This window comes from Bacteroides sp. AF32-8BH (assembly GCF_003435205.1).
GTDB classification, from domain to species: domain Bacteria; phylum Bacteroidota; class Bacteroidia; order Bacteroidales; family Bacteroidaceae; genus Bacteroides; species Bacteroides ovatus.
Map to the genome: position 1 here is coordinate 28,942 of NZ_QVLZ01000003.1, position 21,924 is coordinate 50,865.

A 21,924-nucleotide genomic window follows, 5' to 3' on the forward strand; every position below is an offset into this window, starting at 1 on the left:
TTGATGATACAGGATATAAAAACAATAAATATAAAGTTGAAACTTGTTGGAGATTTTTTGTATCCAAATTGATTTTACACTTTGTTCATAATGTCTCTTGCCTCTACATAAAACTTGGTTCCGTACCCTGCTTAATCGTTTATTTCTATAAGATTGGGACTATTAAGGTTAGTATAATCGCCATTCATGATAGCGCCATTGGAAAATATTGTGGAATTACGCTTTACTATTCCGTTTTGGGAATGTATATGACCGAATAGATGCAAACGAGGATTTACTGCTGATATACGAGAGAAAAGTTCTTCCGAACCATAATGGATATTGTCGTCATAATCTAGGATACCATATGTAGGAATATGTGTTATCAGTACATCTGTATCAGTCGGTATTTGTTCATAATTCCGATTTTGACGTTCTGTAATACAATCCTCCATAAACATCGGAACACCATAAAAATAAATGCCGTTCAGCTCTATGCCGGAGTTGCATAAATAATGTACATTGGTATCAAGCCCGTCTATATTTGCTCCATACAAACAATTATCATGATTACCACAAATAAATATCTTGTGAGGATAATCAAGGTCGCAAAACCAATTCAGAAAATCAACTGCCTCCTGCTCGCTGCCGTTCATGGTAAAATCGCCCGAATGCACCAATATGTCTGCATCAGGTAAATTATGAAGTTTGTGATGACAACCGTGAGTATCTGAAATATGTAGTATTTTATTTATCATAGTAACGTATTTTCAAATAATTATATAATTCTGGACACCTGCTTTTTATTGGACTCATCAACTCTTGCGGATCAATTATGATATACTTTAATTGCTCATTAAGCATATTGCGCCATGTCGCCTCCATGTTTTGATTGGAAAATTTATATGTCTTGCCAAGCAAATCTGCATTTGCTTTTGGAACTACATGAATGTGCAGGTAATGGTCAGCCTTAATTCTTTCTGCCTTTTTATTTTTTATCATTTGCTCCGCCCATAGGGTTTGACGCATAAGTTGATAGAACGGTTCAAAGTAATAGGCTGAACTTTCATAGTTCTCCAAAGATTTCAATTGCTGTGATTTGGTAATGAGTCCATTATATCGCCTCATGCGTTCTTTTCCCTTTCCGTGTTCTCCCTTGCGCCATTTGTAATCTTCAAGCGACTTGTCATCTTTTGAGGAATCACCGTATGCTTCTGTATATTTCCACTCAATAGGAATAATCCACTTCTCATTATTTATATCCTCTGCATATATCAAAGCGTCAATTGAAGTGCAATATGAGCCTCTAATATGTTCCGGTTCATTAAGATATGAATTATCACTTATAGTCTCAAAAGCAATATATGATATGTCCGTATCGCATGGTACGGGAAGAACTTTTGTAAACTCAACCCTCTCCAACCCGTTAATCAATTCCAGTACTTCTGTCGGCTTTTGTCGTAAGAACATCAAATGGTTCAAACAAGCTATTTGGGAAGACACTGTATGCCCAGTAGGATAATCGGGATTGTCTCCCCACCATTCAATATCGTTTTCTTTGAAGTATTTTAAAACTTCGTTCCGAATAGGTTCATATAGATTGTTAATCCCATCTTCTAAAACAAAATCATATTGCTTTTTATCCTTTCCAAAATATCCGTAGCCTTTGTCATTGCCAAAAAAGTTATCCTTGATAAGTTCAATATGATGCTTTTTTTCTTGCAGCCTATACATCAATTTTACATTATACTTTCCCATAATCCATGTATTTAATTAGCACAATTTCTTTTAGATGGAGTTCTTGCACTTCTTCATCAGATAATTATTCAAACTACAAAACTATCGCATTAGTGTCTCATTTTTTGATACAACTGATATAAAATAGCAAATAATAATGCAATCCAACAAATTATCTGCCTTGTATCGCAATATGATACAAGGCAGTAGTACCTTTGTTCCTATATTATCAAAACAAAATAGATATGAAGACAATAGAAGGACATAATGTGAAAATCTTCACGGATATGATTGATGAAAATGCCATAGGGCAAATCAAACAACTTTTATCCATAGATGTCTTTGCTGACAAAAAGATCAGGATTATGCCTGACGTACATGCCGGTGCCGGTTGTGTAATCGGTTTTACTGGAAACCTTGGTGAAAAAGTGATTCCCAATATAGTAGGAGTTGATATAGGCTGCGGAATGAGGGTATTAAACCTTGGGAATGTCAATGATATTGATTGTCACGGATTCCATGAGTATATCCGGGCAAATGTTCCGTCTGGTAAAATTGCTCGTGAGGAAAAGTTCGGCTTCAAGCCGCTTGTAGGCGAAGAGATGTATATATATCGTCAAGCCAAAGAATTAGTGAAAGAACTATATTGCTATCGGGAGTTGAGGGATATAAGCAGGATCAATAGGTCTATCGGAACACTTGGTGGCGGCAATCATTTTATCGAGCTGGATAAAGATGATATAGGGAATGTCTATCTCGTTATTCACACCGGGTCACGTAATCTTGGTTTGCAGGTGGCGAACATTTATCAAGAGAAAGCTATAAAACACCTGACAGACGGTGCCGATGATTTGGAATTGCGAATCAGAGAAATAATTGAAGAATACAAGGCTGCCGGTAGAAGAAATGAACTTCAAGATGTCATAAAGAAAATGCGTAAAGAGCAACAACACACCGAGCCTGTTCTTCCCTCTGAACTTTGTTATGTGGAAGGAGAAACACGGGAACACTATCTTCACGATATGCGCATCTGTCAGCAGTGGGCGGTATTGAATCGCAAACTGATTTCCATTTTATTACTCAAATTCTTCAATGGAGTTGGGATAAAGAACGAATTTGAATCAGTCCACAATTATATATCGGATGACAATATGATCCGCAAAGGTGCAATCTCTGCAGAAAAAGAAGAACTGTGCATTATTCCACTGAATATGAGGGACGGTTCTCTGATTTGCATCGGTAAGGGTAATACTGATTGGAACTGTTCTGCTCCGCATGGTGCAGGTAGAATACTTAGCCGCAGTCAGGCATACGAACAAATCACCATGGAAGATTTTGAGTCCTCTATGAATGGGATTTACTCTGAATCCATAAATGAATTCACCCGGGATGAAGCACCTATGGTTTATAAGCCTGCTGAAGCAATCATTGATAATATCGGAGAAACCGTTACTATTGAGACTGTTATCCGACCAATTTTCAATTTCAAGGCTATGTGATAATAATAATAGATTGCGATGTATCACTCAATGCGACAAGTTTTTCGTAACTTTGCAGCAACTAACAATTTAATTATGATTCAACTGCAAAAATACACATGGCTAATAGATACTATTCGGCGAGCCGGCAAGATTTCTCTTGAAGAGATTTCTGACCGTTGGGAACGCAACAAAGATTTGAGTGATTACAAACCTTTGAGTCGTGCCACATTTAATCGTTGGAAAGATGCAATTTTTAGCCAGTTTGGTATTATCATTTCTTGCCAAAGGGCTGGAGGATACCTGTATTATATAGAAAATCCGGAGGACATAGACGAAGACGAACTCAAGAAATGGATGCTTGATTCATTTGCTGTAAGTAACTTGATCAGCGAGAACCTTTCATTAAAAGACAGGATTATAGTCAATCAAATTCCGTCTGCCCGTGAGTATTTGGCAACTCTGCTTGAAGCAATGCAAGAGAATCGTGTTGCTTCAATAACTTATTGTGCATTCAATAAAGCAAAAAGTTACACATTTCCCATTGAACCATATTGTGTTAAATTATTCGAGAATCGCTGGTATGTATTGGCACATAATATTACATATAATGACATCAGGATATACAGTCTTGACCGCATAGAAAAATTGACAATTACGGATGAAAGGTTCTATCTGCCGAAAGATTTTTCTGCTGCCGAGTATTTTTCTTCCTATTATGGAGTTGTAACAAGTTATGACTTAAAACCAGAGCGAATTGTCATTCGGGCATATCGTGATCATATTCCATATTTAAAATCCCTTCCGCTTCATCATAGCCAAAGAGTATTGGAGGACAATGGTGAGTATGCGGATTTTGAATTATTTCTTGCTCCGACATACGACTTCGTTATGAGATTGCTTCATGTAGGGGCAATGATAGAAGTAATTTCTCCAACTTCACTCAGGAAAACAATGAAAGGATGGATTTCTGATATGTATAATTTGTATAAAAACGATTAACCATGCAGGATTTTGCAGCTATAGATTTTGAAACGGCAAACGGACGACGTTCCAGTGTATGCAGTATTGGCATAGTGATAGTGCGAGGAGGTGAAATTGTTGACAGATTTTACAGTCTAATCAAACCGTCACCAAACTACTACACATATTGGACTACTGAAGTTCATGGACTCACACGTCAAGATACCGATAATCAGCCAACCTTCCCGGAAGTCTGGGCACAAATCAAAGATAAAATAGCAGGATTTCCCCTTGTCGCCCACAATAGGCCATTTGATGAAAGTTGTCTGAAAGCCGTATTTGAAGAATACGGATTGGAATATCCCAATTATGAGTTTCACTGTACCCTCGCAGCATCTCGCAGGTGTCTTGATATTCCCAGCCACCAACTTCATCTTTCGGCCGCAGCTTGCGGTTACAATATGGAGAACCATCACAATGCCCTCGCTGATGCGGAGGCTTGTGCATGGATAGCAATGAAATTAATAAAATAATTTGATTATGGCAGAGAACATTATTGGTCTTAAGTCAGTCCGAGAATTACTTGGGCTAAACTTCTTTATCCCTGATTATCAACGAGGGTATCGTTGGACAGCGCAACAAGTCGAGGATTTATTAAATGATATCAAGGATTTCAAATCGAATAATCTTCAGAATTATCAGTTTTATTGTGTACAACCGTTAGTTGTACGAATGATGTCTGACAATGAAACAAGTGAAAAGAATCTAGGTGAAGGTATATGGTATGAGGTAATAGACGGGCAGCAGCGTCTTACTACAATATATCTTATACTTCGAGCATTAAAAGAAGAATTAAATAAAAAGCACTTCCCTCAGCTATATTCACTCAAATATCAACGAAATAACAAAGTTGAGTCCTTTTTTGAAAATCCGCAGATAGATGATTCTGAAATAGATCTTTACCATATCTCCAATGCTTATACAACGGTAGAATCTTGGATAGGCAAATATTGGGATTTTGATACAAAATTATTAGAAACACTTATAAGTTGTGATATGGATGAAGATGGGCGCGACAAAGCAAACAATGTACGTTTCATTTGGTATGAATCTGTTAATGAAAATCCAATCAAAGTATTTACCCGTCTTAACATCGGTAAAATATCGCTGACAAATGCTGAGCTGATAAAGGCGATGATGTTAAATCGGCATAATTTCACAAAGAAAAGTATCAGCGATATAACCTTGCGTCAACAAGAAATAGCAAGTGAATGGGATGCCATAGAATACCAACTTCAAAAAGATGAATTTTGGCTCTTCTTGAATAAGCCTGGGTATGAAAATCCAACCCGAATAGATTATATATTCAATCTCATGTGTGAAAACAACATATTGCATCTTGGAGAAGAAATATACGAACAAATCGGAAATGACAAAGACCGTGTTTTTCGCTATTTCTATGAATATTTCAAACTAAGGAATAGTGATCTGAATGCTTGTTGGGGAAAAGTCAAGAGATATTTCAATACATTCAAAGAATGGTATGATGACATATATCTTTATCACTACATAGGATTCTTGATTTCTCAAGGTAGTGATGCTTATACACTGAGTGAAAAATGGGATAGATCCTCAACAAAATCTTCATTTATAGATGATTTGAAAAAACAAATCAGAGAGATTGTGACAAAGATACCTCTTTGTTATCAATACGATGAGGATGGTAAAGACAAATGGAAATGCCGTCCAATCTTGTTATTTCATAATATACAAACAGTTATCAATAGTAATATCGCACAAAAAGAAAACGACAAATACAAATTGGCTGTATTCTATAAGTTCCCATTCCACTTGTACAAATTGGAAGGATGGGATGTGGAACACATTAATTCAAATACTATAAATCCAGAGGGAGACTCTGCTACTCGTAAAGAATGGCTAACGAATATCTATCTAAGCCTTTCAGCCGAAAGTCAGGAGAAAATTAAAGAGTACTTCACTATTACCAATGAGCAAAAAAAAGAAACAATATATTCCGAGATAAAGTCTTTAATACCATCAATCAACGATTGGTCACAGGAGGAAAAGAACCAAATATGGAACTATACTCTATTGGATTCTTCAACCAATCGTGGCTATGGAAATGCCATTTTTTCTGCAAAACGCCGCATAATTATAGGAAAGGATAAAGGTGAATTATTGAAAATACCTAAAATTACAGCAGAAGGGCTTGTTATGGTTGATGCCAATAAAGGCAAATCTTCTTTTGTACCACCATGCACTAAGAATGTCTTCCTCAAATACTATTCTCCTTCCGTAAGTGAAAATAATTATTGGACGATTCCTGATGCGAAATATTATCTGGCGGACATTAAACATTGTATACAGCAATTAAGCAAACCTACAACAATCGAAAAAGAAAATCATGGCGACAAATAAAATTACATTTTGGCAACTGCTACAGAATAACAGTATAGAAATACCGATAGTACAACGAGATTATGCACAAGGAAGAGTTGGAAAAGAATATCTTCGCAAGAATTTCCTTACGAGTTTAAAACAAGCTTTAGATGGAGAAACTCTAAAACTGGATTTTGTGTATGGCTCGGTTGAAAACAATACACTCCAACCTTTGGATGGCCAGCAGCGTCTTACCACATTATGGCTGCTCCATTGGTATATAGCTTTGTTTGCGGACAAATATGAAGAAGCTTTTAATATCCTTGCCAGATTTTCGTACGAGACGCGAATATCTTCCCGAGAATTTATACAGAACCTTTGCCATACTGAAAATTTTACAAGCTTCGACAAAAAGGATGTTGTAAAATTCATCAAGGATGCGACTTGGTATTATTCTGCATGGAATCAAGACCCTACCATATCTTCAATGCTTCGAATGATTAAAGGAACAGACATTGGAGATAAGAGCGGAGAAGATATTGTTGACGGATTGGAGGAATTGTTTATCCATACAAAGAAAGATGTTTTTGAAAAATATTGGGAACGGCTTACGGAGACTGACGCAATAGCCTTCTACCAACAACCACTTGAAGATTTTGGACTATCTGATGACCTTTATGTTAAAATGAATGCTCGTGGTAAACAGTTGACTTCCTTTGAAAACCTTAAGGCTGACCTCATAGGCTATCTTCGAGAACAAGAAAGAGTTTCCGAACAAGGTGAAATCTTGAATAAGAGATGGAAAAATTTGCTTGATATCAGGAACGGAATACCTATCAAGATTGACACGGAATGGAATCAACTTTTTTGGGACAATCGCTCAGAAGACCATAAAATTGATGAAATATTCTTTGCTTTTGTCAATAGATTCTTTTGGAATGAGTTGTTTACAGCTAAGAATGACAATGGAGATTATATTTTGACTTTATCATCAGTATCGAAAAATCCTTCATACGAGTATTTCAATGCCGATGACTCAGATAGATATATAGGTTTTGATCCATATAAATATTATATGGGTTCTATCCCTGTGTCATTTTTTGAAAAACTCGAAATCATTCTTGATAATTATTCTTCATTTCAAGGTATCATTCCGTCACCAAGATGGATGAAAGGATTCGATTTCATACCCACTTATAGGAATAACAAAAATAGTAAAGATGAGAAAAAAGAAATTTCAGGCATTAATCAACTGCAAAGAATCGTTTTCTTTGCAGTATGTAAATATTTCAGTGAAGGTATTCCTAATCAACAGTCGTTGAATAGATGGATGCGAGTCGTTTATAATTTAATTTCAGGAACCGACAGGACTGGTAGCCCAGAGATTCGTGATGTTGAGACTGTGAGAAAAGCCATATCTTACCTTGACACCATTGACAGTCACAATGCAATTAGCAGTTTGGCATTCATGAAAATGGATGTCGCAGAAGGTGGAGAGTCGTCCACTTCCGTATTAACCCGCAGATGGAATGAAGAAATAGCCAAGGCTCTTCAAATATATAAAAATCCAGATTGGGAAAATCGAATCATTGAAGCAGAAGATTATTCTTTCTTTCACGGATCAATACGTTTTCTGTTTCAAGATGAAGAAGGAAAAACTGATTGGGCGATGTTTAATGACAAGTGGAATACCGTACAACGTTTCTTTGTAAGAAACGAAAATCAGAGCAGCGTAATGAACGAGGACTACCATAATACAGAATTGCTTAAAATACTATTCAGCCGATTTACCACAGAAAACTTTTGGGGTAATTTGTGGTGGAATTACCGTACATTCAATAATAAAGCGAATACTTGGATGTATTACCTTCTTTCACCTGACCTGTGTTCTCCGATTCATTATTTATTGCTTGGGTATCCACGTAGTACTCAATGGCAGCAAAGTTATCAGGACGATTTTGCAAAACACACATTGTTTCTTCTTACCCATACCCAACTGCTTGATTATGTCAGAAAAAAAATGAGTAATTCATGGATTAGAGACTATTCCTATTCGAAGCATAAAGCAATTTACCCAAGCTCTACAGGTGTTTTCTTGAATGCATCTGTTAGAGATAAGTTTCTGCTAAACTCGGATGGCATCCAAGTCGATGACTCCGCAAAGATTCCCGGTACTCCTTTATTATATGGCTGGAATATTAATTTTCGCTATAAACAGCATAATTTTCAATGGTATCGAACAGATTATGTATATCTGATGAACTCCAATGATGGTAATGTTTATGTAGAAAACGATGTTGAAGGAACGACAGAGGAAGAAAAATACTTTTGTTTTAAATGTGCTGATTGTATGTCAAAAGAAGTCATCCTCTCTCGGTTAGACGAACTAATTCTTAGACATAAAACATGTCCATTTAAAGCTGAATCCAATGAAGGGCTATCGGTTTAGACTTCTTTCAAAAGCAAACTAAAGGTAAGATAATTGATGCCGTATAATCTATAATTCAAGGATTATGCGGCATTATTTTCTATACATATCGACTTTTTCATACCCACTCAAATAATCATTTCTACCCTTGTCCCGACAAATTGTTGCATATAATATTTTTTATTGCTACTATTTTGTTGCTTATAACAACATATGTCGTCATATATCATTGTAAATAAGAATTATACACGATGTTTTATCTTGGAGGGAAAAAGATCGTTTGAGGGATAACAAGATGCAGGTGAAAAGAGAAGGATAAGATAGTTAAGATAGAAATAGGATAGTTATTAGGAACAAAATAATAGGTAACGGAGTAAAAGGGTAATCAATAAGATTTCAGGATATATGATTCAGGGTATAAATAGGGCGCGAAATGAAAGCTTAAAAGTTTTGAACCGGACTAAATAGTTTTTATCTTTGCGCCCTATTAGTTTTTATATACATGGAGTGGTTATATAGTCTATTTCTCGAACATTCTGCCTTACAGGCTGTTGTGGTACTTTCATTGATTTCTGCCATTGGTCTGGGCTTGGGAAGAGTGCATTTCTGGGGAGTTTCCCTGGGAGTCACTTTTGTTTTTTTTGCAGGCATCCTCGCCGGCCATCTCGGGCTTTCGGTCGATCCGCAGATGTTGAACTACGCAGAAAGTTTCGGACTGGTCATTTTCGTTTATTCTCTCGGTTTGCAAGTCGGTCCCGGTTTCTTTAGCTCTTTCCGCAAAGGAGGGGTGACATTGAATATGCTGGCATTGGGAGTTGTTCTGTTGGGAACATTGTTGACGGTGGTGGCCAGTTATGCGACAGGTGTCTCTCTTCCTGATATGGTTGGTATCCTTTGTGGAGCAACGACGAATACTCCGGCGTTGGGAGCTGCACAACAAACATTAAAACAGATGGGAATGGACAGCAGTACTCCTGCTTTAGGATGTGCGGTAGCCTATCCGATGGGGGTAGTTGGTGTAATCCTTGCCGTTTTATTAATTCGCAAAGTGCTGGTTCGCAAAGAAGACTTGGAGATAAAAGAGAAAGACGATGCGAACAAAACCTACATTGCAGCGTTTCAAGTACACAATCCTGCTATTTTCAATAAAAGCATCAAGGATATAGCTCGCATGAGTTACCCGAAGTTTGTCATCTCCCGCTTATGGCGTGACGGACATGTAAGTATTCCGACTTCTGACAAGATATTGAAGGAAGGTGACCGTTTGCTGGTGGTAACTGCGGAGAAAGATGCTTTGGCCTTGACCGTGCTTTTTGGTGAACAGGAAAATACGGATTGGAATAAAGAGGACATTGACTGGAATGCGATTGATAGTGAATTGATTTCGCAACGTATTGTCGTTACCCGCCCTGAACTGAATGGTAAGAAACTCGGTTCACTCCGGTTGAGAAATCATTATGGGATTAACATCAGTCGCGTTTACCGGTCGGGTGTGCAGTTGCTTGCTACTCCGGGATTGGTACTTCAATTAGGAGACCGCCTGACGGTAGTGGGAGAGGCTGCTGCTATTCAGAATGTGGAGAAAGTACTTGGAAATGCTGTAAAAAGTTTGAAAGAACCCAATCTGGTTGTTGTGTTTATCGGCATCGTACTCGGTTTGGCATTGGGGGCGATTCCTTTCTCTTTTCCGGGTGTCAGTACTCCTGTGAAGCTGGGATTAGCGGGTGGACCGATTATCGTTGGTATCCTTCTGGGAACTTTTGGACCACGGATACACATGATTACTTATACCACCCGTAGTGCGAATCTGATGTTACGTGCCTTGGGACTTTCCATGTACCTTGCTTGTCTGGGACTGGATGCCGGAGCTCATTTTTTCGACACCGTATTCCGTCCGGAAGGTTTGTTATGGATTGCTTTAGGGGCCGGATTGACTATTGTTCCAACCGTACTAGTCGGGTTTGTGGCTTTCAAGATGATGAAGATTGATTTCGGTACTGTATCTGGCATGTTGTGCGGAAGTATGGCAAATCCGATGGCACTGAACTATGTAAACGATACAATTCCCGGCGACAACCCATCCGTGGCCTATGCGACCGTTTATCCGCTGTGTATGTTTCTGCGGGTAATTATCGCTCAAGTGTTGTTAATGTTCTTGTTGAATTGAGAAATAATTGTAAATAGTAAAATTGTAAATAGAATGACTGCTCAAAGTAACATAACTCCTGAAAGCATTGTGAGTGATCTCCGTTACCTGCAACTGCTTTCCCGAAGTTTTCCTACCATTGCTGATGCCAGTACGGAAATAATCAACTTAGAGGCTATCTTAAATCTACCTAAAGGGACGGAACATTTCCTGACTGATATTCATGGAGAATATGAAGCTTTTCAGCATGTACTGAAAAATGCTTCCGGTGCGGTAAAACGTAAAGTAAATGAAATATTCGGCAACACTCTTCGTGAAGCTGAAAAGAAAGAAATCTGTACTTTGATTTATTATCCCGAAGAGAAACTGCAATTGGTGAAGGCCCGTGAAAAGGATCTGGATGATTGGTATCTGATTACGCTGAACCAACTGGTGAAAGTCTGTCAGAACGTGTCTTCCAAATATACTCGTTCGAAGGTTCGTAAATCACTGCCTGCCGAATTCTCTTATATCATTCAGGAGTTATTGCACGAATCGTCTATCGAACCGAATAAGCATGCTTATATTAATGTAATTATCAGCACAATTATCACTACGAAGCGTGCCGACGATTTCATTATCGCTATGTGTAATCTGATTCAGCGCTTGACTATTGATTCTCTTCATATCGTAGGTGATATTTACGACCGTGGTCCCGGTGCGCATATCATTATGGATACATTGTGTAATTACCACAATTTCGATATTCAATGGGGAAATCATGATATTCTCTGGATGGGAGCAGCTTCCGGTAATGATAGTTGTATCGCTAACGTGATACGTATGTCTATGCGCTATGGTAATCTGGGGACACTTGAAGACGGATACGGAATCAATTTGCTTCCATTGGCTACTTTTGCAATGGATACGTATGCCGATGATCCTTGCACGATTTTCATGCCGAAAATGAACTTTGCCGATGCTCATTATAATGAGAAGACTTTGCGTCTGATTACTCAAATGCATAAAGCCATTACCATTATCCAGTTTAAGCTGGAAGCTGAAATCATCGACCGCCGTCCGGAATTCGGAATGGCTAATCGTAAACTTCTGGAGAAGATTGATTTTGAACGCGGCGTCTTTGTATATGAAGGAAAAGAATATGCTTTGCGTGATACCAATTTCCCGACTGTAGATCCGGCAGATCCTTACCGACTGACTGAAGAAGAACGCGAATTGGTAGAAAAGATTCATTATTCATTTATGAATAGTGAGAAATTGAAGAAGCACATGCGTTGTCTGTTTACCTATGGCGGCATGTATCTGGTTTCAAACTCGAATCTTCTTTATCATGCTTCTGTTCCTCTGAATGAGGATGGCAGCTTTAAACATGTCAAAATACGTGGTAAGGAATACTGGGGACATAAATTGCTGGATAAAGCCGATCAATTGATCCGTACCGCTTATTTCGATGAAGAAGGAGAGGAGGATAAGGAATTTGCTATGGATTATATCTGGTATATGTGGTGTGGCCCGGAAGCTCCTTTGTTTGATAAAGATAAGATGGCGACTTTTGAGCGTTATTTTGTAGAAGATAAAGAGTTGCATAAAGAAAAGAAAGGCTATTATTACACATTGCGTAACCGGGAAGATATTTGTGACCAGATTTTGACAGAGTTTGGAGCTTCAGGGCCTCATTCGCATATTATCAACGGTCATGTGCCTGTGAAAACGATTCAGGGGGAACAACCTATGAAAGCCAATGGCAAGCTTTTCGTTATTGATGGCGGTTTTTCAAAAGCTTATCAGCCGGAAACGGGAATTGCGGGGTATACGCTTGTTTATCATTCTCATGGTATGCAACTCGTACAGCACGAACCATTCCAGTCTCGTCAGAAAGCCATTGAAGAGGGGCTTGATATCAAATCGACCAACTTCGTTCTCGAATTTAATTCGCAACGAATGATGGTGAAAGATACCGATAAGGGAAAAGAACTAGTGACTCAAATACAGGATTTGAAGAAACTGCTTGTTGCTTATCGTACTGGTCTGATAAAAGAAAAAGTGTGATAGATTGAAATGATAAGGGCTTAAAACCATCATTTATCATTTGATAGTTTTAGTAATGCTTAAAATATAGTGTCTTTATTTACTTGATACATAAGGAAAAGTGTAATTCATTATTAATATTGAATTGCACTTTTATTATTAATGCCCGTTATATTCCATACTATACATATCAAAGCCTTTGGCCCAATAGTCTCTTTGGATTTCTTTCAGTGTGAATCCTTGCTTTTCGTAGAATTTATAGGCTAATTGTGAAGTTCTAACGGTTATTTTTTGAATACCATCAATGGACTTTAATATTTCAATTCTATATTTTAATAATTGTGCTCCTAACGATTTGCCTTGGTACTGGGGATGTATGATATCCTAACTTATTTTTCCGCTGGCTTTATCCTTTGTAAAATTTATTCCGCCACAGCCTACAACCTTCTTGTTGAGTAATAGAACAAAATAAAGTTCACGTTCGCTATCCAGATAGTTACTAAAATCAGCTTCTTCTTTCGGTGCAAAATATGCAGGCGTGTTCTGTCTGATTAAATCTATTACAGCATTCTTATCTGTTGGCTGGTATTCTCTAATTGTAGTTATGTTCATCTCAACGTTCATTGTAATTTTATTTAGAAAAGAACAATGCCTGCTTCTATAATCGCTCCTTTATCGTAATTGCTTGATTTATTATAGAATCTGGTTAACCCATAACCACCTGTTGCATAGATGCCGAACTTCCTGGTAAATTGATATTCCAGATTGGCACGTGCCTGCAATGCATATAAGCGTTTCGGAATCACCTCGTCTTTGTTATCGAACGCCTCGATATGCTGGTAGCCAAGGTCTCCGCTGATGGATAAGCCTTTGTAAAGAGGGAAGGACAAACCGGCACGATAGGATGCACTTGCCGAAAACTTATCATTCAACCCCTGATACATGGAGCCGACTCCCAGAATGGTATAAAACAATTGGTTCTTGAAGCGTACACCTATATTGACAGGCGTAGCATTTCCACCATACACCATCATCTGCACTCTTGTATCAGGATTCGCATTAACCAATCCGAGTTGGAATCCCTTCATATCTTCTTTGTAATAATTGACAAGGCCAATTTGAAGTCCGCGGGCCTGCGTTACATAATTACATAATGCTATTTGCACCCCATTCAGTTTCGATGCAGTTATGTTGGCAATTCCTGCAATCTGCAAGCCGTTCATGTGTTCGCCTACTACATTCAAAAGTCCGGAAGCCATCAAGCCGCCGAAACTCTGTCCTGTAATATTTGCCGCTCCGGAAAAGTGTAGTCCCGAAGCCATATTGCCCGTCACATTCATGAAACCGCTAATCATTAACCCCGAGGTATTATCTCCTCCGATACTGGTTAAACCGGATATGATTACTCCCTGAGTTCTGTCGCCGGTGATATTTACCAGTCCGGCAGCAGAAAGTCCTACGGTGTTGTTACCACTGATATTACTGATACCGGCCAGCTGGACACCCCTCATTGTTCCACCTGCCAGATTGGCTAATCCGGTGATCTGTACTCCGTTCATGTCACCATGTACCACACTCCCCAATGCATTGATACCCACACCGTTCAAGCGATTCATTGTAGACAGGAGGCCGATGTTCACATAAGTCGTCTGTGTACTGTCATGCGGTTGCGTACAAATATCTTTCCAGATAGATATATTAATACCTGCACTCTTGTTCTGTGCCGGTAAACAAACGGCAGCCATTAGTATAGCTGCCGTGAATATTGTTTTCTTTATCTTCATTCCTTTCTCTTTTCGGCTTAAGTAATATCTCTATGCAGCTAACTTTATATTAGCCTTTTGCTTCCTGGTATAAATAACGTTTGATGCTCTTCTTCGGTGTCTTTTCGAATTCTTCCGGATAGATTTTCATCTTGGATATTTGGCTGTAAGCCGGTAGCGTATCATTCAGTGCCACACGGTTTTCTTCCATTATTTGCTCGATGTCTTCATTCTTCAGGCCATGAGCGAAAGCGTCGTCAAAATCAGGATAAACAAGTCCGACAAGTTTTTCGTTTTGCTGAACGATAATACTTTCAGCCACGTATGGCAGGTTGTTCAATTTATCTTCAATTTCTTCCGGGTAGATATTCTGTCCGCTAGCACTCAATAACAGGTTCTTGCTGCGTCCTTTGATCGTAACATTTCCTTCAGCATCCATCAAAGCCAGGTCACCTGTATGCAGCCATCCGTCTTTGTCGATAACTTCCTGGGTAGCTTCTTCGTTTTTGTAATATCCCAACATCACATTCGGACCCTTACATACGATTTCGCCAACAATGTTCTCGGGATCAGATGACAACACTTTCACATCCATACGTGGTACAGCTTTTCCGCATGAACCCGGCTTGAATCTTCTCCAATCCTCGTAACAGATAATCGGACCACATTCCGTCATTCCATATCCTACTGTATAAGGGAAATCAATCATTTTCAAGAACTGTTCTACTTCCTGATTGAAAGCAGCACCTCCTACAATAACAGCTTTGAAGTTTCCGCCAAATGCTTTAATCATTTCTTCGCGTACCGTTGCTTTTATCTTGTCGTTGATGATAGGCACTTTTAGTAAGATCTTCATTGCAGGAGTTTCCAATTTCGGAAGCACGCTCTTCTTGATGATTTTTTCGATGATAAGCGGTACGGCAACAATCAGATTAGGTTTCACCTCTTCGAAAGCCTGGAAAATGATTTTCGGACTCGGCATGCGAGTAAGGAAGTAGATGTGGCAACCCACGGAGAACTCATAAAGGAATTCGAAAGCCAGTCCGTACATGTGTGCCATAGGGAGCATGGATACGATCTTATCTCCGGCTTGCAGGTCTAATACTTCAAAAGCAAATTTGGTATTCGACCACAGACTGCGATAGGGGAGCATTACTCCTTTCGAGTAACTTGTTGTTCCTGAAGTATAATTGATAACAGCCAGTTCTTCCGGTTCATCCTTATGATAAGCGATATGCTCTGTGCGGAAATTCTTCGGATATTTTTTGCCGAACATTTCGTTCAGGTGTTCGCGTGCATAAGTCAGTCGTTCGCTGCGTGACACTAGCAGGGTGAAGTCGTTCATCATCAGGATACCCTCCAGTAGCGGCATTGCCGACTCATTCAGGTTTTCCCATACCATATCTCCTACAAGCAGTAATTTTGCTTCGGAATGGTTGACGATGTTATGTATATTGTCCGCTTTAAATTCATGGAGGATGGGTACAACAACTGCCCCATACGTCAGTGTAGCAAGAAAAGTGACTCCCCAATGAGAGCTGTTTCTTCCGCAAACAGCAATCTTATCTCCTTTGCGGATTCCACTTTCTTCAAAAATGATATGGAGTTTTTCGATCTTGCGAGCTACGTCTTTATACTGTAAAGTTGCACCTTTATAATCGGTCAGGGCATCCAGGTCCCAATTATTTTTGATACTATTCTCAATGTAGGCTATAAAACTTTGTTCCATTGTTTTGCACATTTGGTATTAATTTGTGCAAATATAGCAATTATATTAAGAATGAAGAATTAAGAGGGAAGAATTTTTGGAAATGGGGGAAGGGCGATGTAGTGAGATTGCGACAGGCTGGTAGGATGAAAGATTATGCTTATAGCTAATTTCATTATGCTATAACCAAAAATCATTATGCTATAATCAAAAAAAAATATGCTATAAGCAAAAATAATTCTGCTCATAGCATATTGATTGATTCTTTAAATTCTTATTTCAAGTACCATTCGTACATTCTTTGTACGCCTTCCTCGATTTCAATTTTATGGTGCCACCCCAAAGAGTGCAGTTTCGAAGGATCGGTCAGCTTGCGCATAGTGCCGTCCGGTTTGCTGCTGTCGAAGGTCAGTTTTCCTTGATACCCTACAGTTTCTACAATACGTTCGGCCAGCTGACGGATGGTGATTTCCTTACCGGTGCCGATGTTGATATGGCAGTTGCGGATATCTTTGCTGCCTTCTTTATAGGTATCTTTGAAGTCTACGTGCTCCATTACGAAGACGCTGGCATCTGCCATTTCTTCGCTCCAAAGGAACTCGCGGAGTGGAGTACCTGTACCCCAAAGAGTGACTTCCGTTTCGCTGATTCCGTATTTTTGCAGAATAGCCAGGATTTCTTCTTTCGGACTGTCGCCGTTGACGCCTTCCACCGGGCGCAGGTTCATATCCTTACGTACAGCTTCCCAGTTTCCTTCTTTCAGACAGTGTGCCAGATGAATCTTTCGGATCATGGCAGGCAGTACATGACTGCGTTCCAAGTCGAAATTATCATTCGGTCCGTAAAGGTTTGTCGGCATCACAGCGATGTAGTTCGTTCCATATTGCAGGTTGAAACTTTCGCACATTTTCAGTCCGGCAATTTTAGCAATTGCATACGGCTCGTTGGTATATTCCAACGGTGAAGTAAGCAATACATCTTCCTTCATCGGCTGTTCGGCGTCACGTGGATAAATACACGTGCTACCCAGGAAGAGCAACTTCTTAACATGGTGACGGAAGCTCTCTCCGATGATATTCTGTTGAATTTGCAGATTCTTATAGATAAAGTCGGCACGGTAGATGCTGTTCGCCATGATACCACCCACAAAGGCAGCAGCAAGGAATACATATTCCGGTTGTTCTTCATCGAAAAAATTACGGACAGCCATGCCATCCAGCAGATCAAGCTCTTTGTGAGTGCGGCCTACCAGATTGGTGTATCCTTTATCCTGCAAATTCTTCCAGATAGCAGATCCTACAAGTCCGCGGTGTCCTGCTACATATATCTTTGCATTCTTTTCCATTCTATTAGTGAAGCAAGTTTTAATGTTTGGTAGCAATCATTCGTCTCACCTTCTCCATATCGTGGCGAACCATGATACTTACCAGTTCTTCGAATGATGTTTTACGTGGATCCCAGCCCAACAGTGTTTTAGCTTTAGTCGGGTCGCCCAGCAATTGTTCTACTTCCGATGGACGGAAATACTTCGGATCAACTTCTACCAGAGATTTTCCGGTAGCTACGTCGATACCTTTTTCATTTACGCCTTCACCTTCCCAACGAAGTTCGATACCTGCTTCTTTGAATGCTAACGTTGCGAATTCGCGCACCGTGTGCATTTCTCCAGTAGCAATAACGAAATCTTCTGGAACATCATGTTGCAGGATCAGCCACATACATTCGATGTAATCCTTGGCATATCCCCAGTCGCGAAGAGAATCCAGATTACCCAGGTACAGTTTGTCCTGTTCGCCCTGTGCGATACGTGCGGCAGCAAGCGAAATTTTACGGGTAACGAACGTCTCACCACGGCGTTCGCTCTCGTGATTGAACAAAATACCGTTTACTGCAAACATACCATAGCTTTCGCGGTAGTTTTTAGTAATCCAGAAACCATATTGTTTGGCTACCCCATACGGAGAACGGGGATAGAATGGAGTTGTCTCTTTTTGTGGAACTTCCTGCACCTTACCGAACAATTCGGAAGTAGAAGCCTGATAGATGCGGGTTTTCTTTTCCAGTCCCAGGATGCGTACAGCTTCGAGCATACGCAACGTACCGATAGCATCTGCTTCGGCAGTGTATTCCGGAACGTCGAACGAAACCTTCACGTGGCTTTGAGCTGCGAGATTGTAGATTTCATCCGGTTGCACCTGTTGAATAATACGAATTAACGAACTAGAATCTGTCATATCCCCATAATGCAGATTAATCGTACGTTTCTGTTTCATGTCGCGCACCCACTCGTCAAAATACAAATGTTCAATACGTCCTGTATTGAACGAAGAAGAACGACGGAGTATACCGTGTACTTCGTAACCTTTTTGCAATAGAAATTCGGCAAGATAAGAACCATCTTGCCCGGTGATGCCTGAAATTAGGGCTTTTTTCATACGCTAATTATTTATATAATTGAAAATGTGGGTGCAAATGTCGGCATTTTTTGTGACCCAGCCAAGTGACTTTCCAATTATTTTTCAGCACAGTCATTCAGCACGGTTTTTTCCCATTATTTTGTCGATAATCAAAGCGATAGCTCCGTCTCCCGTCACATTGCAGGCAGTACCGAAACTATCCATGGCGATGTAAAGCGCAATCATCAAAGCTTGTGCCGATTCGTCGAAACCGAGCATGGATTGTAGAATCCCCAGGGAAGCCATGATTGCTCCACCCGGGACTCCCGGAGCAGCTACCATAGTGATACCCAGCATAAAGATAAACCCGGCAAACAGGGGGAAGTCGAACGGCATTCCCTGCATCATCATCAATGCCAGTGCGCAGGCTACAATTTTCAGTGTACTGCCCGATAGATGGATGGTGGCACATAGCGGAATCACAAATCCGGCTACTTCAGCAGATACTCCGTTCTTTTTGGTCTGTTCCAGTGTCACGGGAATGGTGGCTGCAGATGATTGTGTACCCAATGCCGTGAAGTAAGCGGGCAGCATTTTGCTAAGCAATTTGAATGGATTTCTATGCACAAACAATGCCGCAATGGAATACTGAAAAACCAACAGAAAAATATGAAGAACGAAGATGACTCCGATAATTTTAATAAACACCATTAGGATAGAATATACTTGCCCCGAATGTGTCATGTTGAGGAATATGCCGAAGATATAAAGCGGTAGCAACGGCAGAATGACGGCACTTATCATTCGTACGATAATTTCCTGAAAATCACGTGCCACATTTTTCAATGCGTCGCTGTTGAGTGACGCCAGTCCTAACCCCAGTGTGAAAGCTAAAACCAGAGCTGTCATTACGTTCATCAGTGGCGGAATGGAGACGGAGAAGTAGGGGAGGATTCCCTGCGCTTCGCTTACTTCTTCAAGTGGTGCACCCGGTTCGATGAGCGAAGGAAATACTGTGACTCCTGTGAAGTAGGAGAGAAAGCCTGAAAAAAGAGTAGCGAAGTAGGCGATCAAAGCTGTCACGAGTAGCATTTTTCCTGCGCCTTTTCCGATGTCGGCAATAGCCACAGTAACCAGTCCGACGATAATCAATGGGATAGAGAAATTGAGAAACTCACTGAAAATGCCATTGAACGTAACAAATATTCGCACTAGCGGAGCCGGGAAAACTGTGCCGATGGCAATACCCAAAATGATGGCGATAACGATGCGCGCCAACAAACCGATTTTGATCTTCTTCATCCTTGATTTTATTTATAGACCACAAAAATAATATTTAAATCTAAAATATTGCGAACAAATGTGCATTTCAAATGTTACTAAGATAAAGAATATTCAAAATATACAAGTTATGGCAAATCAGAATAAAACAGATATCGGACTTATCGGCTTGGCTGTGATGGGCGAGAATCTTGCTTTAAACATGGAGAGTAAGGGATGGCACGTGTCGGTTTATAACCGTACTGTTCCCGGAGTAGAGGAGGGGGTGGTAGAACGCTTCCTGAATGGTCGTGCAAAAGGTAAAAACATCGAAGGATTCACAGATATAAAGGCATTTGTAGATTCGATAGCTATTCCCCGTAAGATTATGATGATGGTTCGTGCCGGAAGTCCGGTTGACGAACTGATGGATCAGCTTTTCCCGTTGCTTTCACCGGGAGATATCCTTATTGATGGCGGTAATTCTAATTACGAAGATACGAACCGTCGTGTCCAACTGGCGGAATCAAAGGGATTTCTTTTCGTCGGTAGCGGTGTGTCCGGTGGTGAAGAGGGAGCCTTGAATGGAGCTTCTATCATGCCCGGTGGTTCGGAAAAAGCATGGCCGGAAGTGAAACCGATTCTTCAAAGTATTGCGGCAAAAGCACCGGACGGCACTCCTTGTTGTCAATGGGTGGGTCCTGCCGGCTCCGGTCATTTTGTGAAGATGATTCACAACGGTATCGAATATGGTGATATGCAACTGATCGCCGAAGCTTATTGGGTGATGAAAAAATTGCTTGATCTGACCAATGAGGAAATGGCTGATGTCTTTGCCCGTTGGAACGAAGGAAAACTTCGCAGTTATCTGATCGAAATCACCGCCAACATTCTGCGGCATAAAGATAAATCCGGAGGTTATCTCATTGATAAAATCCTGGATGCAGCCGGACAGAAAGGAACCGGAAAATGGTCGGTTATCAATGCGATGGAACTCGGTATGCCGTTAGGGTTAATTGCCACGGCGGTATTCGAACGAAGCCTTTCTTCGCAGAATGACTTGCGTCACCTGGCTTCCAAGCAATTCCAGTGCCAACATACACAACCTATATATAATAAGGCGGAACTCGTAAAGAATATCTTTTCTGCTCTTTATGCTTCCAAACTCGTCTCTTATGCCCAGGGATTCGCCGTGTTGCAACGTGCTTCCGACGCTTTCGGCTGGCATCTCGATCTGGCTTCCATTGCGCGTATGTGGCGTGGGGGATGCATCATCCGCAGTATATTCCTGAACGATATTGCAGCTGCCTTCGAAGCCACCGACAAGCCTAAACACTTGTTGTTGGCTCCTTATTTTAAAGAAGAAATGAAGACATTGCTTCCCGGATGGAAGAGCCTGGTGGCGGAATCCATGAAAGAAGAACTTCCCGTTCCTGCTTTCTCCTCTGCCCTCAACTATTTCTATTCGCTCACTTCTGCCGATCTGCCCGCCAACCTTGTACAGGCACAACGCGATTATTTTGGTGCGCACACTTTTGAGCGTAAGGATGAGTTGCGCGGACAGTTCTTTCACGAGAACTGGACAGGCCACGGAGGAGATACGAAATCGGGCACCTATAATGTTTGAGTAAACCTATA

Annotated in this window: 15 protein-coding genes and 1 pseudogene; 8 read left to right on the forward strand and 8 right to left on the reverse strand. The window is 40.3% G+C overall.

The features are described from left to right. Positions 1-131: 131 nt before the first annotated feature. Both DWZ47_RS02755 and DWZ47_RS02760 read right to left on the reverse strand, forming a co-directional pair. Positions 132-737, reverse strand: coding sequence for a metallophosphatase domain-containing protein (locus DWZ47_RS02755; protein WP_117512265.1), 606 nt, complete (start codon positions 735-737; stop codon positions 132-134). Further along, positions 727-1,737 carry a PGN_0703 family putative restriction endonuclease gene (locus tag DWZ47_RS02760; protein WP_117512266.1) on the reverse strand — a complete coding sequence of 337 codons (1,011 nt, stop codon included), beginning with the start codon at positions 1,735-1,737 and terminating at the stop codon, positions 727-729. Before DWZ47_RS02760 ends, DWZ47_RS02755 begins: the two co-directional genes overlap by 11 nt. Positions 1,738-1,961: 224 nt before the next feature. Here DWZ47_RS02760 and DWZ47_RS02765 point away from each other — a divergent pair, with 224 nt between their 5' ends. The 7 genes from DWZ47_RS02765 (at position 1,962) to DWZ47_RS02795 (ending at position 13,180) form a co-directional block, all read left to right on the forward strand. Further along, complete coding sequence (locus DWZ47_RS02765; protein ID WP_117512267.1) at positions 1,962-3,215, forward strand: RtcB family protein; 1,254 nt, start codon at positions 1,962-1,964, stop codon at positions 3,213-3,215. 75 nt (positions 3,216-3,290) lie between these two features. Next, the gene (locus DWZ47_RS02770; RefSeq protein WP_117512268.1) at positions 3,291-4,196 is read left to right on the forward strand and encodes a helix-turn-helix transcriptional regulator; all 906 of its coding nucleotides are present in this window, start codon (positions 3,291-3,293) and stop codon (positions 4,194-4,196) included. A 2-nt stretch (positions 4,197-4,198) separates the two neighbouring features. Further along, positions 4,199-4,690 carry a 3'-5' exonuclease gene (locus DWZ47_RS02775; protein WP_117512269.1) on the forward strand — a complete coding sequence of 164 codons (492 nt, stop codon included), beginning with the start codon at positions 4,199-4,201 and terminating at the stop codon, positions 4,688-4,690. A 7-nt stretch (positions 4,691-4,697) separates the two neighbouring features. Further along, a complete protein-coding gene (locus DWZ47_RS02780) occupies positions 4,698-6,596 on the forward strand; it encodes a DUF262 domain-containing protein (RefSeq protein WP_117512270.1) in 1,899 nt (632 codons plus the stop codon). Further along, a complete protein-coding gene (locus DWZ47_RS02785; protein WP_117512271.1) occupies positions 6,583-9,006 on the forward strand; it encodes a DUF262 domain-containing protein in 2,424 nt (807 codons plus the stop codon). Before DWZ47_RS02780 ends, DWZ47_RS02785 begins: the two co-directional genes overlap by 14 nt. A gap of 481 nt (positions 9,007-9,487) precedes the next feature. Beyond that, positions 9,488-11,152, forward strand: coding sequence for a putative transporter (locus DWZ47_RS02790; protein WP_004297845.1), 1,665 nt, complete (start codon positions 9,488-9,490; stop codon positions 11,150-11,152). A gap of 33 nt (positions 11,153-11,185) precedes the next feature. Further along, positions 11,186-13,180, forward strand: a complete 1,995-nt coding sequence (locus tag DWZ47_RS02795; protein WP_004297844.1) for a fructose-bisphosphatase class III — start codon at positions 11,186-11,188, stop codon at positions 13,178-13,180. A 138-nt stretch (positions 13,181-13,318) separates the two neighbouring features. Here DWZ47_RS02795 and DWZ47_RS02800 read toward each other — a convergent pair. The 6 genes and pseudogenes from DWZ47_RS02800 to DWZ47_RS02825 form a co-directional block, all read right to left on the reverse strand. After that, positions 13,319-13,783, reverse strand: a pseudogene (locus DWZ47_RS02800) (GNAT family N-acetyltransferase). A gap of 11 nt (positions 13,784-13,794) precedes the next feature. Next, positions 13,795-14,943 (reverse strand): LA_2272 family surface repeat-containing protein, encoded by a 1,149-nt coding sequence (locus DWZ47_RS02805; protein ID WP_117512272.1) that lies wholly within the window; start codon positions 14,941-14,943, stop codon positions 13,795-13,797. Positions 14,944-14,992: 49 nt separating this feature from the next. After that, entirely contained in the window at positions 14,993-16,651 is a 1,659-nt protein-coding gene (locus tag DWZ47_RS02810; RefSeq protein WP_004297838.1) for an AMP-binding protein, read from the reverse strand. A 253-nt stretch (positions 16,652-16,904) separates the two neighbouring features. Further along, complete coding sequence (locus DWZ47_RS02815; protein ID WP_004297837.1) at positions 16,905-17,975, reverse strand: GDP-L-fucose synthase family protein; 1,071 nt, start codon at positions 17,973-17,975, stop codon at positions 16,905-16,907. 19 nt (positions 17,976-17,994) lie between these two features. Beyond that, on the reverse strand, positions 17,995-19,065 hold the full coding sequence (gene gmd / locus DWZ47_RS02820) for a GDP-mannose 4,6-dehydratase (protein WP_004297836.1): 1,071 nt from the start codon (positions 19,063-19,065) through the stop codon (positions 17,995-17,997). Positions 19,066-19,158: 93 nt separating this feature from the next. Further along, positions 19,159-20,328 (reverse strand): dicarboxylate/amino acid:cation symporter, encoded by a 1,170-nt coding sequence (locus tag DWZ47_RS02825; protein ID WP_004297835.1) that lies wholly within the window; start codon positions 20,326-20,328, stop codon positions 19,159-19,161. A 109-nt stretch (positions 20,329-20,437) separates the two neighbouring features. Between DWZ47_RS02825 and gnd the strand changes: the two genes are divergently transcribed. Further along, on the forward strand, positions 20,438-21,913 hold the full coding sequence (gene gnd / locus DWZ47_RS02830; protein ID WP_117512273.1) for a decarboxylating NADP(+)-dependent phosphogluconate dehydrogenase: 1,476 nt from the start codon (positions 20,438-20,440) through the stop codon (positions 21,911-21,913). Positions 21,914-21,924: the final 11 nt, after the last annotated feature.

Excerpts from the sequence above, each read along its gene's own strand:
- DWZ47_RS02755 (WP_117512265.1), bottom strand. The coding sequence starts at position 737 with ATGATAAATAAAATACTACATATTTCAGATACTCACGGTTGTCATCAC.
- DWZ47_RS02760 (WP_117512266.1), bottom strand. The coding sequence starts at position 1,737 with ATGGGAAAGTATAATGTAAAATTGATGTATAGGCTGCAAGAAAAAAAG.
- DWZ47_RS02765 (WP_117512267.1), top strand. The coding sequence starts at position 1,962 with ATGAAGACAATAGAAGGACATAATGTGAAAATCTTCACGGATATGATT.
- DWZ47_RS02770 (WP_117512268.1), top strand. The coding sequence starts at position 3,291 with ATGATTCAACTGCAAAAATACACATGGCTAATAGATACTATTCGGCGA.
- DWZ47_RS02775 (WP_117512269.1), top strand. The coding sequence starts at position 4,199 with ATGCAGGATTTTGCAGCTATAGATTTTGAAACGGCAAACGGACGACGT.
- DWZ47_RS02780 (WP_117512270.1), top strand. The coding sequence starts at position 4,698 with ATGGCAGAGAACATTATTGGTCTTAAGTCAGTCCGAGAATTACTTGGG.
- DWZ47_RS02785 (WP_117512271.1), top strand. The coding sequence starts at position 6,583 with ATGGCGACAAATAAAATTACATTTTGGCAACTGCTACAGAATAACAGT.
- DWZ47_RS02790 (WP_004297845.1), top strand. The coding sequence starts at position 9,488 with ATGGAGTGGTTATATAGTCTATTTCTCGAACATTCTGCCTTACAGGCT.
- DWZ47_RS02795 (WP_004297844.1), top strand. The coding sequence starts at position 11,186 with ATGACTGCTCAAAGTAACATAACTCCTGAAAGCATTGTGAGTGATCTC.
- DWZ47_RS02805 (WP_117512272.1), bottom strand. The coding sequence starts at position 14,943 with ATGAAGATAAAGAAAACAATATTCACGGCAGCTATACTAATGGCTGCC.
- DWZ47_RS02810 (WP_004297838.1), bottom strand. The coding sequence starts at position 16,651 with ATGGAACAAAGTTTTATAGCCTACATTGAGAATAGTATCAAAAATAAT.
- DWZ47_RS02815 (WP_004297837.1), bottom strand. The coding sequence starts at position 17,975 with ATGGAAAAGAATGCAAAGATATATGTAGCAGGACACCGCGGACTTGTA.
- gmd (WP_004297836.1), bottom strand. The coding sequence starts at position 19,065 with ATGAAAAAAGCCCTAATTTCAGGCATCACCGGGCAAGATGGTTCTTAT.
- DWZ47_RS02825 (WP_004297835.1), bottom strand. The coding sequence starts at position 20,328 with ATGAAGAAGATCAAAATCGGTTTGTTGGCGCGCATCGTTATCGCCATC.
- gnd (WP_117512273.1), top strand. The coding sequence starts at position 20,438 with ATGGCAAATCAGAATAAAACAGATATCGGACTTATCGGCTTGGCTGTG.